This is a genomic window from Frigoribacterium faeni, assembly GCF_007988805.1.
In the GTDB taxonomy this organism is placed as follows: domain Bacteria; phylum Actinomycetota; class Actinomycetes; order Actinomycetales; family Microbacteriaceae; genus Frigoribacterium; species Frigoribacterium faeni.
The window spans coordinates 76353-90225 of record NZ_BJUV01000009.1 but is presented as its reverse complement, the minus strand read 5'-3'; the positions used below and the strand labels follow the sequence as shown (position 1 = coordinate 90225).

Genomic DNA, 13873 nt, shown 5'->3' with positions numbered 1-13873 from the left:
AGGGCGAGTTCGGTGGATGGAGAATCCCGACCACCGAAGGAGCCTCCCATGCCCGAACTCTCCGGCTACGCCCACGTCGCCATCACCGTCTCCGACCTCGAAGCGAGCCTCGCCTTCTACGAGAAGCTGCTGGGCGCCGGCCCGGTCGGGCGCATCGAGCTCGATGGCCTCGACCGTCGGATCTTCTCCGTCGGCAACGGACAGATCCTGGGAGTGACCGCGTACTCCGACGGCTCCTCGGCGTCGTTCGACCCGACCGTGCCCGGACTCGACCACATCGGGTTGGCCGTCGCCGACCGCGAGGGAATCGTCGCCTGGCAGGAGCACGCCACGTCGGTCGGGATCGAATCCGACCTGCAGGACGTCGACTTCGGCCACGCCCTGATGATCAAGGACCTCGACGGCAACCAGATCGAGTTCTTCGCGCCGCCCGCCCAGAGCTGAGGCGTCACCCGCGGACGCTGTCGCACCGCATTCCGTGCACCGCATCGCATCTCGTTCCGGTGCCGTGCACGGAACGCGGTGCGGCGCGCTCCCGCCGGCGCCGCGCGGACGGGCCCGGTCGTCCGCCGCGGAAAACCACCGCACCGCATCTCGAGCACTGCGCCGTGGCTAGTTTCGGTGCAGTGCGCGGAATCCGGTGCGGTGCGCGGAACGCGGTGCAGCGCACGGAACGCGGTGCGGCGGGTTATCGCGCGGATCGAGCGATGCGGCCGAACCCGTGGGCGCTTTGCACCGCGTGTCGGGCACTACGCCGCGACTAGTTCCGGTGCGGTGCACGGAACACGGTGCGGTGCACGGCACGCGATGCGGCGGGTTATCGCACGGATCGAGCGATGCGGCCGATCCTGCGGACGCTTTGCACCGCGTGTCGGGCACGGCACCGCGACTAGTTCCGGTGCGGTGCACGGAACGCGGTGCAGTGCGCGGAATCCGGTGCGGTGCACGGAACGCGGTGCGGTGCGGTGCACGGAACGCGGTGCGATGCGGTGCCCGGGAGGCGGTGCCGCGCCGCGGCCGGACCGCCGCGGCTCAGAGCCCGAGCTTGGCCTGCACGTCGGCGAGCGACGGGTTCGTCGCCGTCGACCCGTCCGGGTAGATGATCGTCGGCACCGTCTGGTTGCCGCCGTTGGCCTGCTCGACGAGCTCGGCGGTGCCGGGCACCTCCTCGATGTTGACCTCGGTGTACGCGATGCCCTGCTTGCCGAGCTGCTGCTTCAGACGCGCGCAGTAGCCGCACCACGACGTGCTGAACATGGTGATGGTGCCGGCGGCGGGGACGTAGGACGTGGCGGTGTCACTCATGTGATCAGGCTAAGCCCAGTCGGCGGGGAGCGCCGGGGGAGTTGGCTGGGAGGCAGCGGTGTCGCGACGTGGCGCCCGCCCCGCACGGCTGCGGCTCCGGCCGGCAGCACGCCTCACGAAAGGAACACCATGGCAGACACCGTCGCCGATCAGATCATCGCCCAGCTCGTCACCGCCGGGGTCCGGCGCATCTACGGCATCGTCGGCGACAGCCTGAACCCGATCGTCGACGCCGTGCGCCGCACGGGCGGTTCGGCCGAGGGCGGGATCGACTGGATCCATGTCCGCAACGAGGAGGCCGCCGCCTTCATGGCCTCCGGCGACGCCCAGATGAGCGGCGAGCTCGCCGTCTGCGCCGGCTCCTGCGGCCCCGGCAACCTGCACCTGATCAACGGTCTCTACGACGCCCATCGCAGCCGGGCCAAGGTGCTCGCGATCGCCAGCCACATCCCCAGCGCGATGATCGGCTCGGACTACTTCCAGGAGACGCACCCCGATCGTCTCTTCGTCGAGTGCTCGGGCTACACCGAGATGATCTCCACCGCTGCGCAGTCGCCCTCGGTCGTCGCGAGCGCCGTCCGGCACACCCTGGCCGGCGAGGGCGTCAGCGTGATCACCCTGCCGGGCGACATCGCCGAGCTCGACGCGGCGGGCACCGTGCCCGCGTACGTCAGCGTGCGCCCTCCCGAGCTCGTGCCCGACCGGCAGGACGTCCAGGCGCTGGCCGACGCCATCAACGAGGCGAAGACCGTCGCGTTCTTCGTCGGCGAGGGCGGGCGCGGCTCGCATGACGAGATCATCGCCCTGGCCGAGCTGATCGGCGCCCCGATCGGGCACAGCCTGCGCGGCAAGGACGTCATCCAGTACGACAACCCGTTCGACGTCGGCATGACCGGGCTGCTCGGCTACGGGGCGGCCCATGCGGGCATCCACGACGCCGACCTGCTCGTGCTGCTCGGCACGGACTTCCCGTACCCGCAGTTCCTCCCCGACGGCGATCGGGTCCGCATCGCGCAGGTCGACGTCGACGCCGCCGTCATCGGTCGCCGTGCCGACGTGCACGTGCCTGTGCACGGCGCCATCGCGCCGACGATCCGGGCGCTGACGCCGCTCGTGCAGCGGAAGAGGAACCGGAGGTTCCTCGAGAAGACCCTCAAGAAGCACGACAAGCTGATGACGGGCGCGGTGGGCGCTTACACGAAGAACGTCGAGCGGATGCGACCGATCCACCCCGAGTACGCGGCCTCCCTGCTCGACGAGGTGGCGGCGGACGACGCCGTCTTCACGGCCGACACGGGCATGGGCAACGTCTGGGCGGCCCGCTACATCACGCCGACCCCGCGCCGCCGGATCTTCGGCTCGTACCTGCACGGATCGATGGCGAACGCCCTGCCGCACGCCCTCGGGGCCCAGATGGCGCACCCCGGCCGCCAGGTCGTGTCGATCTCGGGCGACGGCGGGCTCTCGATGCTGATGGGCGAGCTGGTCACGGCGAAGATGTACGAGCTGCCGGTGAAGATCGTCGTGTTCAACAACTCGACCCTCGGACTCGTGAAGCTCGAGATGCTCGTCGACGGATTCCCGGACTTCGGCGTCGACGTGCCGTACACCGATTACGCGGCGGTGGCGCGGGCGATCGGCATCCACGCCGTCCACGTCGACGACCCCCGCGACCTGCGCGACGCCTACGAGGCCGCCTTCGAGCACGACGGTCCCGCGCTGGTCGACATCGCCACCGACCCCAAGGCCCTCTCGCTCCCGCCGACCATCACCGGAGCCCAGGTGAAGGGGTTCTCGCTCGCCATGTCGAAGATCGTCATGAACGGCGGGGCGGGCGAGGCCGTCGCGATGGCGCGGTCGAACCTGCGGAACGTGCCGCGCCCGTAGAGGACGACCCGCGCCTCCTCGGCTCCTTCCTCGTCGCGCTGAGGAGGGGAGGCCGAGGAGGCGCGGTGTCGGCTCCGAGGCGACGTCGCCTCAGTCGGCGGCGGGGGCGCTGCGCGCGGCCAGCCGCGCCACGGCGGCGAGCGGGATGCCGAGCCAGTCGGGCCGGTTGCGGCTCTCGTAGATCGCCTCGTAGACCGCCTTGTCGATCTCGAACGCATCGAGCAGGGCGCGCGAGGCCCGCACGTCGAAGCCGGACGACGCGATGTAGCCGTCGACGAACGCCCGGCGGGCGTCGTGCGCCCAGCCGCTCGCGTCGACCGGCTCGGACTCGTGCGCGAGGGACCCGGCGACGTAGTCGAACGACCGCAGCATGCCCGCGATGTCGCGGATCGGCAGGTCGGCTCGCGAGCGCTCGGGCATCGGCCGGAGCGGCTCGCCCTCGAAGTCGATGAGCATCCAGCCCCGCTCGGACAGCAGCGCCTGCCCGAGATGCAGGTCGCCGTGGATCCGCTGCAGATCGGGCCAGGCGAGGTGCTCGGCCGCGTCGTAGACCGCGCCGATCGCCGCCGCGTGCTCGGCGATCTCCGGCACCTCGCGCGCGGCGGTGGTGATCCGACGGCGCATGCTGGCGAGGGCTCCGGCGACCTCGTCCGTCCCGGCCGCGACGGTGCCGAGGTCGGCGGCCAGCGTCGCGTGGATCTCGGCCACGGCGACCCCGAGGTCGTGGGCCTCGGCGGTGAAGTCGGTCCCGGCGGCTGCGGCGCCGAGGGCCACGCGCCAGGCGTCGTCCAATCCGGGCAGGAACTCCTGAGAGAACGCGAGGTGCCCGGTGGCCGTGCCGCCCTCGCGACCGACGTCGGACCAGGTCGCGCGCAGCGAGCCGAAGGAGGACGGGATGTGGGTCGACCCGCCGCGGGTGAGCGAGGCCTGGGTCGTGACGTCGGGGTTGTCGCCGTGGTGCAGCACCCGGAACACCTTCGCGATGACGTGCTCGACGGGGCCGCCCTCGACGTCGTAGATGATCGAGGTGTTCGACTGCTCTCCCGACAGCACGCGGGAGCGACGCACCCGGCCCGGGTCGACGATGCGGGTGCCCTCGACCACGACGTCGGCGCCGTCGATGCGCGCCTGGTCCGTCATCGTGCGGAGCAGCTCGGCCGCGTAGGCGGGATCGTGCGGGCCGTCGTACAGGTACCGGCCGTCGGCCGACCCGATGAACGCCGCGTCGCCGCCGGGCAGCGGGGCCGAGCGGCTGACGAGGGGCACCTGGTACAGCACCGGCTTGTCGGCCCCGTCGTCGATGATCAGGAGGGTCAGCGCGAGGGCGTCGCCGAGATCGGCCTCGTACGACCCGATCACCCGCAGCGAGGGCGTCCGCCCTTTCGTCGCGTACCAGCGCTGACGCGCCATCCAACCGGCAAGACTCGGGGCCACGTCGCTCATGCGACGACCCTACGCCCCGGGCCCCCGGGAGGCGCGGGCGGTGTCCAGGAGACGACGTCCCGGCAGCGCTCACCGGGACCGGATAGAACAGGAGGCATGAGCCGCACCGAGCAGATCGAGATCGAACGCAAGTACGACGTCGACCGGGCCGCCGTCCTGCCCGACCCGACCGGCGCGGCCGGGGAAGGGCTCGCGATCGACCGCATCGACGTCCGCGCGGCCGTCGACCTGACGGCGACGTACTGGGACACCCCCGGGCACGCGCTGCTCGGAGCGCGGACGACCCTGCGGCGGCGCGAGGGCGGAGGCGACGAGGGCTGGCACCTGAAGCTGCCCCCGCAGGCCGGAGGGCAGGGACGCCGCGAGGTCCACTGGCCGCTCGGCGCGGCGGACGAGTCCGTGCCCCGCGACCTGCTCGAGCTCGTCGCGGGCGAGCTCGACGGCCGCGAGGTCGCTCCCGTCCTCCGCCTCGAGACCACGCGGACGGTGACCGTGCTCGAGGCGGCCCACGGTCGTGCGCTCGCCGAGATCGCCGACGACGACGTGACCGCGTCGGACCTGGTCTCGGGAGCTCGGCGGTCGTGGCGCGAATGGGAGGTCGAGCTGGCCCCGGGCGTCGACGGCCAGCCGGGCGAGGGCCTGCTCGACGCCGTCGAGGAGCGCCTCGTCGCGGCGGGCGCCGTGGTCTCGACGTCGAAGTCGAAGCTCGCGCGCGGTCTCGGCGCGGAGGACTGAGCCGCGGTCAGTCGCCGCGTCGGGCGAGCAGGGCCCGGATCCTCCGGAGGGTCGCGTCGTTCCGGGCCGTGACCGTCACGGGCACGGCACGCCACCAGCCGGCCGGCACGCGGGAGGCCAGCACGCCGTGGGGCAGCCACTGGTAGACGGCGCCGTCGGCGACGACGAGCTCCTCGTCGCCGAGATCGGCCGAGGGAGGCGCGAGGCCGTCGAGGCCGGCGCCCGCCTCAGCGAAGCCCACCGACAGCCGCGCCGGCTCCCGACCGTCGCGCCGCAACGGGTTGGCGTCCACGAGACGGACGAAGGTCTCGGCGTCGAGCACCACCAGCTCGGCGTCCACGCCGGTGGCGGCCGCGATCGCGTCGCGGAGGCGCCGGACGTCGGCGGAGCGCAGGAGGGACGCGCTGTCGAAGACGAGATTGCCGCTGTTCAGCACGGTCTCGGGTCGCGCGTGGCCGAGGTCCGCCGCGACGCGTCGGAGGTCGGCCATGGCCAGGCGCTTCGCCGTGCCGACGTTGACGCCCCTGAGCAGTGCGACGTGATCCATGCGGGTCAGGCTAGTGCGGTGCCCACCCGGCCCGCGCCTCCTCGGCTGCACGATCCTCCGGCCCGGCGCTCCCGCCCGGGCCCGCGGCTCAGGCGCGTCCGAGCACGTCGAGGATCCAGGCGAGCTCGAACGCCCGCTCGCGCCACGACTCGTACCGACCGCTGACGCCTCCGTGGCCCGCCGCCATCTCGGTCCTGAGCAGCACCGGCGCGCCGACGTCGCGCAGCCGCGCGACCCACTTGGCCGGCTCGACGTAGAGCACCCGGGTGTCGTTGATCGACGTGACGGCGAGGATGCGCGGGTAGGCGACGCCCTCGCGGACGTTCTCGTACGGCGTGTAGCCGCGCATGTACTCGTAGACCTCGGCGTCGTGCAGGGGGTCGCCCCACTCGTCCCACTCGATGACGGTGAGCGGCAGGTCGGGGTCGAGGATGCTCGTCAGGGCGTCGACGAACGGGACGGCCGCGACGATCCCGGCGAAGCGCTCGGGCGCGATGTTGGCGATCGCGCCCATCAGCAGTCCGCCCGCGCTGCCGCCCTCGGCGACGAGCATCTCGGGCGTCGTGCGGCCCTCGTCGATCAGGTGGCCGGCGACGTCGACGAAGTCGGTGAAGGTGTTCCTCTTCGTCAGGGTCTTGCCGTCCTCGTACCAGGCGCGGCCCATCTCGCCGCCGCCGCGCACGTGAGCCACGGCGAAGACGACTCCGCGGTCGAGCAGCGAGAGCCGCGCGACGCTGAAGCCGGGATCGATGCTGTGCTCGTACGAGCCGTACCCGTAGAGGTGCAGCGGCGCCGGCCCCGACTCGGGCGCGGCGTCGCGTCGCCAGACGAGCGAGACGGGGATGCGCGTGCCGTCGGCGGCCGTGGCCCACTCGCGGGCCTGCTCGTAGTCGGCGGGGTCGTAGCCGCCGAGCACGTTCTGGCGCTTCAGCATCCGGCGCTCGCCGTTGCGCACGTCGAGGTCGTAGACCGTGGAGGGCGTGACGAACGAGGTGTAGCCGAACCGCACGGTCGGCTGCGCGAACTCCGGGTTGCCGCCGGCGCCGGCCGCGAAGAGCGGCTCGTCGAACTCGATCTCGGCGATGGCGCCGTAGCCGTCGGGGCCGAGGGGCACGACGGCGAAGCGGGGCAGCGCGTCGCGGCGGTACTCGACCACGAGGTGTCCGGCGAACGCGTCGACCGATTCGAGACGGACGGAGGCGCGGTGCTCGACGATCACGCGGCGGTCGGTCGTCGACAGGGGGTCGTCCGCGGGCACGTCGACCAGCTCGAAGTTCTCGGCCCCGTCGTTGTGCACGATCAGCAGGCGGTCGCTGCCGGCGACGATGGCGTGCTCGACCTCGTACTCGACGCCTTCGCGCCGCGGCCAGACCACGCGGAAGTCGCCGGTCGGGTCGGCGGCGTCGAGCAGCCAGGTCTCGCTGGTGATCTTCGAGCCGATGTCGACGACGAGGTACTGCCGGCTCCGGGTGAGCCCGACGCCGATCCAGTAGCGGTCGTCGGACTCGGTGAACACCGTGACGTCGTCCCCGGTCGAGCCGACCTCGTGCCGCCAGATGGTGTCGGGTCGCCACGACTCGTCGACGGTCGGGTAGAAGACGTACCGGCCGGTCGCGTCGAAGACGGCCCCCGGCGCGGTCTCGGTCACCTCGTCGGCGAGGTCGCGGCCCGTGGCCAGGTCGCGGATCCGCAGGGTGTAGCGCTCGTCGCCCTCGGTGTCGACGGCGTAGGCGAGCAGCCCGCCGTCGGGCGAGACGTCGAAGCTGCCCAGCGAGAAGAAGTCGTGGCCCTCGGCCTCGACGTTGCCGTCGAGCAGCACCTCCTCGCCGTCGGCGGGCTGGTCGGCGCGGATCTGGGGCGGGGTCCAGTCGTCGTCGCCCGAGATGGGGGCGCGGCAGTGGATGCCGTACTGCGATCCCTCCGCCGTGCGCGAGTAGTACCACCAGGAGCCCTCGCGGACCGGCACGCCCAGGTCGGTCTCCTGCACGCGGCCCTTGATCTCGTCGAAGAGCGTCTCGCGCAGGGCGGCGAGGTGCTCGGTCTCGGCCGCCGTGTGGGCGTTCTCGGCCTCGAGGTGGGCGACCACCTCGGGGTCCTCCTTGGCGCGCAGCCACTCGTAGTCGTCGACGAAGTCGTGGCCGTGGTGGCTGCGGGTGACGGGTCTCTTCGGAGCGCGCGGCGCGGGGACGGAAGCCATCGCTCCAGCCTAGTCAGGCGCGACGGGCGGCCGATCGGCCGTGCTCGGCGCTCCGGGTCAGAGGAGGCGCGGGCCCGAGGAGGCGCGGCTCAGAGCGCCCGGTCGTCGTCGGTCAGTCCGTCGTGCGTCGGCACGGCGGGGTACTCGTCCGACGCGACGTCGGAGTCCGCCGGGTCGGGGGCGGCGGCCTGGCGGCGCTCGTCGTCCGTCTGCTCGGCGGTGCCCGCCTTCTCGGGGGCGGCGTCGGAGCCCGCCCCGGCGACGGTGAGGGTGGCGTCGGGATCGGCGCCGGCGGCGGCGGCCTCACGGCGGGCATCGGCCTGGCGGCGTGCGTCGTTCGGAGTGGTCATGGCCGCGAGGCTACGCGACCGGGCTGCGTGCCCGTCGGCGTCGGACGGGGCGAGGAGCGCCGTCGGCGCTCGGAGACCCGCCACGGTCGGCCCGAGCCGGGCCTCTCCGGGTTCGAGGTCGGCGATGGCCCGACGGTCGGAGCGGAGACGGCGGACGCTCGCGTTGAGCCGGGCGTGCAGCTGCATCAGGTGCAGACGGTACGAGTCGGGCTCGTCGTCGCTGGCGTCGAGGAACGTGTTGCAGGCCAGGGTCATCTCGTTGAGGACCGGCAGCGCCGGCGACCTCGGCGTGGTGCGACGCCGCGCGGCGCGCACGACCCCGCGCAGCCCGGAGATCGATCGGCGCGCCGCCGCGTAGTCGGGGTCGGTGGCCGCCGCGTCGGGGCTCGGGGTGGGGTCGATGCGGTGGAGGACGCGCCGGAAGTGGATCTCGGTCACCAGCTCGTTGAGGGCCGCCGCCTCGGCCCGTCGGCTCTCGAGGTGCCGGACGAGCAGGTTCGTGGCGAAGGCGGCGCCGGCGCCCACGAAGGCGCCGAGCGTGACCGTGACGACGTCGCTCCAGAGCATGCGCCCAGGCTACGGCGGACCACCGACGGCGGTCGACGGGGACTCAGCGCGAGGCCGCGTCGATGCGGCCCATCAGCGACCAGACCGCGGTCGACAGCTCGGGGTGCCAGAGCGCCACCGTCCGCAGGAAGTGCAGCTCGTCGCCCGGGCCGCGGCCGCCGCCGATCGGGACGCCGTCGACGCCGCGCGCCGCCGCGCGGAGGGAGATGACGACCTGCTCGTCGACCGTGGGCAGCCCGGGGATGACGTCCCAGGGATCCTCCCCGCCACGGCACCGGAGCTCGATCAGGGCGGAGAGCTCGTCGTGCGCCTCGGCGCGCAGCACCTCGAGGCTGCGACCGGCGCCGCGGAACTCCGGAACGCCTCCCCGGGGAGCGTCGGGTGTCTCGGGCATGCCGACGACCCTACGCGTCGTCGACCTGCGAACGACCTGACGGTAGCCTCGCGGCATGGTCTACCGCGTCTGCGTCACCTACCTCCTCCGCCGCCACGACGGTCGGACGCAGGTGCTCCTCGGTCGGAAGAAGCGCGGGCTCGGCACGGGCCACCACGTGGGGCTCGGCGGCAAGCTCGAGCCGGGCGAGACGGCGCTCGACGCCGCGGTCCGCGAGAGCCACGAGGAGGCGGGGGTCGTGATCCGTCCGGAGTCCCTCGACCGTCGCGGCGAGCTGCTGTACCTGTTCCCGCACCGCGAGTCGTGGAGCCAGCGGTCGACCGTCTTCGTCACCACGGAGTGGGACGGCGAGCCGGTCGAGAGCGACGAGCTGGCCCCCTCCTGGTTCGACCTCGAGCGACTGCCGCTCGGCGAGATGTGGAGCGACGCCGCGGCGTGGCTGCCGGGAGTGCTGGCCGGGGGGAGCGTCCGGCACGAGTTCACCTTCGGGGCGGATCTCGCGAGCGTCGTCGCCGACCGTCCGCTGCCCCCTCGACAGGGGGGCGCGGCCGACATCCCGACTCCCTAGAGTCGTCGCGAGACGCCGTCCTGGTGACGGGTCGCGAGGCCGTGGGCCGACGAGGGGATCGACATGACTGCAGGGCACGGCCTCGGCGCCGATCGCACGTGGGCGACGCCCGGTGTGCGACGATCCGCCGCGGGGCCGGCCCGGTCGTGGCGGACGTCTCGTCGGCTCCCGGCCGGGATCTCGACGCTCGGCGTCCTGGCGTTCGTCGGGGGAGCCGTCGTGGGCGGCCCGGGAGTCGTCGTCTCGGTGGTCGGATCGGTGCTGCTCGTGGCCAACCTCGGCGCCGGGGCGCTCCGCTCCCGACGTGGGGATCGCCGGGCGGACGAGACCCTCGTCGACCGACGGCAGGCCGCCGCCTACGCCGAGACCGAGGACTGAGAGCGCGTCGGACCGTCGGTCGGTCAGCTCGCCCGGTCGTCGTGGGCGCGCGGTCCGTTCGAGCGGACGAAGAAGTCGACGATGCCCACGAGCACGGCGGCGACGACGGCACCCCACGCGTAGCCGACGAACGTGCCGGCGACCTCGGGTCCGCCCGACGGGGCCAGTGTGACGGACAGGACGTAGAGCGCGGCGGCGACGGCCAGGAGGACGACGACGGCCACGACGAGCAGGCGGTGCAGGGCGGTTCTCTTCACGACGGACCAGGCTATCGGCCGGGTCGCGTGCTGATGGGGCGGGTGTCGAGGGTGTCGTCCTCGAGGCCGTTGGTCGACCCGAGGAACATGTCGCCCGCGGTGCGCTCGTCGAGGTCGTCGCGTTCGTCGAAGGGCAGCGCGTTGATCGTGCCCGTGTCGGTCGACACGAGTCCGTGCCGGCGCAGGACCTCGTCGCGTTCCGCGGCCAGGAAGTCCCGGTTGGCGTTCTGCGCGTCGATGAACATGGTGGTGCGTCCGCTGACGATGCGCCGGATGCGGCGGTTCTCCCACCACATCTTCCCGACGATCATCAGCACCACGCCGACCACGGCGTAGCAGGCCATCATCGTCAGGCCGCGCCCGTAGCCGGGGCCCACGTCGTAGAGGACCCGTTTGAGCATCTCGGTGATCCCGCTGCCCACGACGACGTTGTTGAGCCAGGCGAAGGGCTGGGGCATGAACCAGGCCGGATACGCGCCGCCCGACGCCGGCATCGACAGGAACACGAAGACGATCATCGCCGGCAGGGCGACGAAGCGGCCGACGAAGTAGCTGATGCCGTTGACCGCGAGCCCGATGGCGATGATCCATCCCCAGCCGAGCAGGAACAGCTCGCCGAGATGCCCCTGGACGGCTCCGACCACCGGTCCGGCGAGGACGTTGGTGACCAGCGAGATGAGCGCGCCGCCGACGACGATGACGGTCGTCCGGGTCCGGTGCCTCAGCGGGGCGCCCATCAGACCGATGAACATCGCGACCATGTAGCCGCCGATGCACCACGCCAGCATGAGGTACATCGACACGGTGCCGTACTCGTCGTACGGGGGCAGGGGCGCGAGGTCGGTGACCGCCGGCGCCGCGCCTCCCCGGGCCTCGATGGCCGGGGTGATCAACGCGGGGATGAGGGCCGCCACCTGGTACTGGTGGGCGCTGGCCGTGTAGATCGCGTCCGCGCCCGGATCGTAGGCGACGGCGACCCGACCGGCGGTGACCGCGTCGCGTGCCGCGGCGACGTCGGGGTAGGAGCGGAGGTCGACGACGCCGGGGGAGGACTCGTCGAGGACGGTCTGCAGCTCGGAGCTCGATCCGACCACGGCGACGGGCACGTCGTGCGGGTGGGGTGCGTGGAACGCGGCGATGTAGCAGAGGCAGAAACCGACGATGAAGAACAGCGGCAGCCAGAGCTGCAGGCCGATCAGCTGCAACGAGGGATGCAGCCCGGAGTACCAGCGCCGGAACGCGTTCGGTTCGACCCTGACGGGCCCCGCCGCCGTGCCGTCCGCCGTCGTGCTCGTCTCCGCTGTCACTGCCGTCCGCCCTCCTGTCGCACCGCCGCTCACGATACGCCCGGTCCGGGCCTCACGAGCGCGTGCTCGCGAGCGCCGAGGTGTCCATCGCGAGCTCCTCCGCGTCGAGGCCGAGCAGCACCCGACGCATGACCTCCTCGTCGAGGTTGCCGGCGTCGCGCTCGCGCAGCACGACCTCGCGGCGCTTGGCGAGCAGCTCGCGACGGATGACCCCCACGGCGTGCGGGGCCTCGCGTCGGCGGGCCGCCTGGGCCTCCGTCGCGCCCGAGGCGTCCCGTTCGTCGGCGTCGTCGAGCGCCGTGCGCTGCAGGGCCTCGTTCTGCCGCAGCAGCCGCGTCGTCGCGGCCTGGATCGCGCGCTCGGTGAGCTCGGGCCCCCAGCGCTCCTCCCAGGCGGCACGGCGTCCGGCCACGTACGCCACGGTCTCCTCGGTGCTCGTCGAGAAGATCTCGAGCTCGGCGGCGAGATCGCGGTCGCGCTGGGTGGCGTCGCGCACGCCCAGGGCGCGGATGACGACCGGCAGGGTCAGTCCCTGGAGGAGCAGCGTGCCGACCGTGACGATGAAGGCGATCAGGAACATCGTGTCGCGGGCCGGGACGGCGATGCTGGACTCGGTCACGGTGGGGATCGACACGGCGGCCGCCAGGGTGACCACCCCGCGCATGCCGGTCCACGAGATGACGGTCAGCTGCCGCCAGTCCATCCGGGGCTGAGGGTGGTATCGCACCGAGCGCAGCGCGGGCGCCTGACGGACCTTCCGCAGCGACGGCATCCGGCGGAGCCGTCGGAGCAGCGTCGACAGGAAGAAGTACCGGTAGGCGCGGGCCGCGTAGTAGCTGCCGAACACGAAGAGCGGTCGCACGAGCACGACCACGGCGAGCACCGCCAGCGCGACGCCCACGCTCTGCCCGAGACCTCGCTCGCTCTCGGCGACGTCGAGCACCACGGCCCGCAGCTGGAGACCGATGAGGGCGAACACGAACCCCTCGAGCACGACGTCCGCCGCCGACCAGAACGGGCGCTCCTGCAGCCGGGTCGCGTAGCCGGTCCGCGGCGAGTTGAAGCCGACGTAGAGGCCGGCGGCGACGACCGCCAGCACGCCCGAGCCGCTCAGCTCCTCCGCGGCGATGTAGGCGACGAACGGCAGGAGGAGGCCGATGACGTTCTCGATGACCGGGTCGTCGATGCGCATCCGCACCCGGTGGGCGACGAACCCGAGCAGCAGGCCGACGGCGACGCCGACCCCGATGGCCAGGCCGAAGATGCCGAGGTCGTCGAGCAGGGTCAGGCTCGCGCCGCCGACGATCGCCAGGAACACCTTCACGAGCGTCAGCGAGGCGGCGTCGTTGATCAGGCTCTCGCCCGAGAGCACGGTCATCACCTTGCGGGGCAGCCCGAGTCGGCGGCCGATCGCCGCGGCGGAGACGGCGTCGGGAGGCGCGACCACGGCCCCGACGAGCAGCGCCGCCGGCAGGGTCATGTCGGGGATCATGAGATAGGCGACGCCTCCCACGGCGAAGGCGGTCACCACCACGGCTCCGACGCCGAGGCGGGCGATCTGGACCCGGCTCTCGCGGAAGTTCAGCAGCGACACGTCGAGGGCGGCCGAGTACAGCAGCGGCGGCAGCACCACGGTGAGGATCACCTCGGAGTCGATCTCGATGTCGGGCACCCCGGGGATCAGCGAGACGAGCAGGGCGACGCCCACCGTCAGCAGGGGCGCCGGCAGCCCGCGCCAGCGCGCGAACGCGGTCACGACGAGCGACCCGGTCAGGATGATGAGCAGCTCGCCGAGTTCCATGTGCGCCGGGGCCCTTCGAAGGTGACGGTGAGTCGCACGGATGCAGCGACTGCAAAAGACGTCCCATCCTCTCAGCGTCTCTCTAGGAGAACGTCGGGTGAACGGGCGCACCGCCCCCGGCGGCGGCTCGTAGCATC

Annotated in this window: 14 protein-coding genes; 5 read left to right on the top strand and 9 right to left on the bottom strand. The window is 72.6% G+C overall.

The genetic code is table 11. The features are described 5' to 3' along the window. The first annotated feature begins 48 nt into the window (after positions 1–48). Positions 49–444: a VOC family protein gene (locus FFA01_RS06180; protein ID WP_146854055.1), complete on the top strand. Its 396-nt coding sequence runs from the start codon at positions 49–51 to the stop codon at positions 442–444. Between the two features lie 588 nt (positions 445–1032). On the opposite strand, the gene FFA01_RS06175 is transcribed toward FFA01_RS06180, so the two are convergent. Next, a complete protein-coding gene (locus FFA01_RS06175; protein WP_146854053.1) occupies positions 1033–1305 on the bottom strand; it encodes a mycoredoxin in 273 nt (90 codons plus the stop codon). Between the two features lie 129 nt (positions 1306–1434). Here FFA01_RS06175 and FFA01_RS06170 point away from each other — a divergent pair, with 129 nt between their 5' ends. Beyond that, entirely contained in the window at positions 1435–3192 is a 1758-nt protein-coding gene (locus tag FFA01_RS06170) for a pyruvate dehydrogenase (RefSeq protein WP_146854051.1), read from the top strand. A gap of 90 nt (positions 3193–3282) precedes the next feature. Here the strand turns inward: FFA01_RS06170 and FFA01_RS16400 are convergent, their stop codons facing one another. After that, positions 3283–4635, bottom strand: coding sequence for a maltokinase N-terminal cap-like domain-containing protein (locus FFA01_RS16400; protein WP_146854049.1), 1353 nt, complete (start codon positions 4633–4635; stop codon positions 3283–3285). Positions 4636–4731: 96 nt separating this feature from the next. On the opposite strand from FFA01_RS16400, the gene FFA01_RS06160 reads away from it, so the two are divergent. Continuing rightward, entirely contained in the window at positions 4732–5370 is a 639-nt protein-coding gene (locus FFA01_RS06160) for a CYTH domain-containing protein (protein ID WP_146854047.1), read from the top strand. Between the two features lie 7 nt (positions 5371–5377). On the opposite strand, the gene FFA01_RS06155 is transcribed toward FFA01_RS06160, so the two are convergent. From FFA01_RS06155 to FFA01_RS15890, 4 genes are all read right to left on the bottom strand, one after another. Beyond that, positions 5378–5917, bottom strand: coding sequence for a DUF1697 domain-containing protein (locus tag FFA01_RS06155; protein ID WP_146854045.1), 540 nt, complete (start codon positions 5915–5917; stop codon positions 5378–5380). 88 nt (positions 5918–6005) lie between these two features. Then, on the bottom strand, positions 6006–8114 hold the full coding sequence (locus FFA01_RS06150) for a S9 family peptidase (protein ID WP_146854043.1): 2109 nt from the start codon (positions 8112–8114) through the stop codon (positions 6006–6008). A gap of 89 nt (positions 8115–8203) precedes the next feature. Beyond that, the gene (locus tag FFA01_RS06145; protein WP_146854041.1) at positions 8204–9031 is read right to left on the bottom strand and encodes a hypothetical protein; all 828 of its coding nucleotides are present in this window, start codon (positions 9029–9031) and stop codon (positions 8204–8206) included. A gap of 43 nt (positions 9032–9074) precedes the next feature. Next, entirely contained in the window at positions 9075–9425 is a 351-nt protein-coding gene (locus FFA01_RS15890; protein ID WP_167627298.1) for a hypothetical protein, read from the bottom strand. Positions 9426–9480: 55 nt separating this feature from the next. Here FFA01_RS15890 and FFA01_RS06135 point away from each other — a divergent pair, with 55 nt between their 5' ends. Both FFA01_RS06135 and FFA01_RS06130 read left to right on the top strand, forming a co-directional pair. Beyond that, complete coding sequence (locus FFA01_RS06135; RefSeq protein ID WP_146854039.1) at positions 9481–9993, top strand: 8-oxo-dGTP diphosphatase; 513 nt, start codon at positions 9481–9483, stop codon at positions 9991–9993. A gap of 63 nt (positions 9994–10056) precedes the next feature. Continuing rightward, the gene (locus FFA01_RS06130; protein ID WP_146854037.1) at positions 10057–10371 is read left to right on the top strand and encodes a hypothetical protein; all 315 of its coding nucleotides are present in this window, start codon (positions 10057–10059) and stop codon (positions 10369–10371) included. A 23-nt stretch (positions 10372–10394) separates the two neighbouring features. Here FFA01_RS06130 and FFA01_RS06125 read toward each other — a convergent pair whose 3' ends face one another. Genes FFA01_RS06125 through FFA01_RS06115 form a run of 3 tightly spaced genes read right to left on the bottom strand, consistent with a single transcriptional unit; the run spans position 10395 to position 13736 of the window. After that, a complete protein-coding gene (locus FFA01_RS06125; protein ID WP_146854035.1) occupies positions 10395–10628 on the bottom strand; it encodes a hypothetical protein in 234 nt (77 codons plus the stop codon). Between the two features lie 11 nt (positions 10629–10639). After that, the gene (locus FFA01_RS06120; RefSeq protein WP_146854033.1) at positions 10640–11935 is read right to left on the bottom strand and encodes an ABC transporter permease; all 1296 of its coding nucleotides are present in this window, start codon (positions 11933–11935) and stop codon (positions 10640–10642) included. 52 nt (positions 11936–11987) lie between these two features. Then, the gene (locus tag FFA01_RS06115) at positions 11988–13736 is read right to left on the bottom strand and encodes a cation:proton antiporter (RefSeq protein WP_146854031.1); all 1749 of its coding nucleotides are present in this window, start codon (positions 13734–13736) and stop codon (positions 11988–11990) included. Between the last annotated feature and the right edge of the window lie 137 nt (positions 13737–13873).

Excerpts from the sequence above, each read along its gene's own strand:
- FFA01_RS06180 (WP_146854055.1), top strand. The coding sequence starts at position 49 with ATGCCCGAACTCTCCGGCTACGCCCACGTCGCCATCACCGTCTCCGAC.
- FFA01_RS06175 (WP_146854053.1), bottom strand. The coding sequence starts at position 1,305 with ATGAGTGACACCGCCACGTCCTACGTCCCCGCCGCCGGCACCATCACC.
- FFA01_RS06170 (WP_146854051.1), top strand. The coding sequence starts at position 1,435 with ATGGCAGACACCGTCGCCGATCAGATCATCGCCCAGCTCGTCACCGCC.
- FFA01_RS16400 (WP_146854049.1), bottom strand. The coding sequence starts at position 4,635 with ATGAGCGACGTGGCCCCGAGTCTTGCCGGTTGGATGGCGCGTCAGCGC.
- FFA01_RS06160 (WP_146854047.1), top strand. The coding sequence starts at position 4,732 with ATGAGCCGCACCGAGCAGATCGAGATCGAACGCAAGTACGACGTCGAC.
- FFA01_RS06155 (WP_146854045.1), bottom strand. The coding sequence starts at position 5,917 with ATGGATCACGTCGCACTGCTCAGGGGCGTCAACGTCGGCACGGCGAAG.
- FFA01_RS06150 (WP_146854043.1), bottom strand. The coding sequence starts at position 8,114 with ATGGCTTCCGTCCCCGCGCCGCGCGCTCCGAAGAGACCCGTCACCCGC.
- FFA01_RS06145 (WP_146854041.1), bottom strand. The coding sequence starts at position 9,031 with ATGCTCTGGAGCGACGTCGTCACGGTCACGCTCGGCGCCTTCGTGGGC.
- FFA01_RS15890 (WP_167627298.1), bottom strand. The coding sequence starts at position 9,425 with ATGCCCGAGACACCCGACGCTCCCCGGGGAGGCGTTCCGGAGTTCCGC.
- FFA01_RS06135 (WP_146854039.1), top strand. The coding sequence starts at position 9,481 with ATGGTCTACCGCGTCTGCGTCACCTACCTCCTCCGCCGCCACGACGGT.
- FFA01_RS06130 (WP_146854037.1), top strand. The coding sequence starts at position 10,057 with ATGACTGCAGGGCACGGCCTCGGCGCCGATCGCACGTGGGCGACGCCC.
- FFA01_RS06115 (WP_146854031.1), bottom strand. The coding sequence starts at position 13,736 with ATGGAACTCGGCGAGCTGCTCATCATCCTGACCGGGTCGCTCGTCGTG.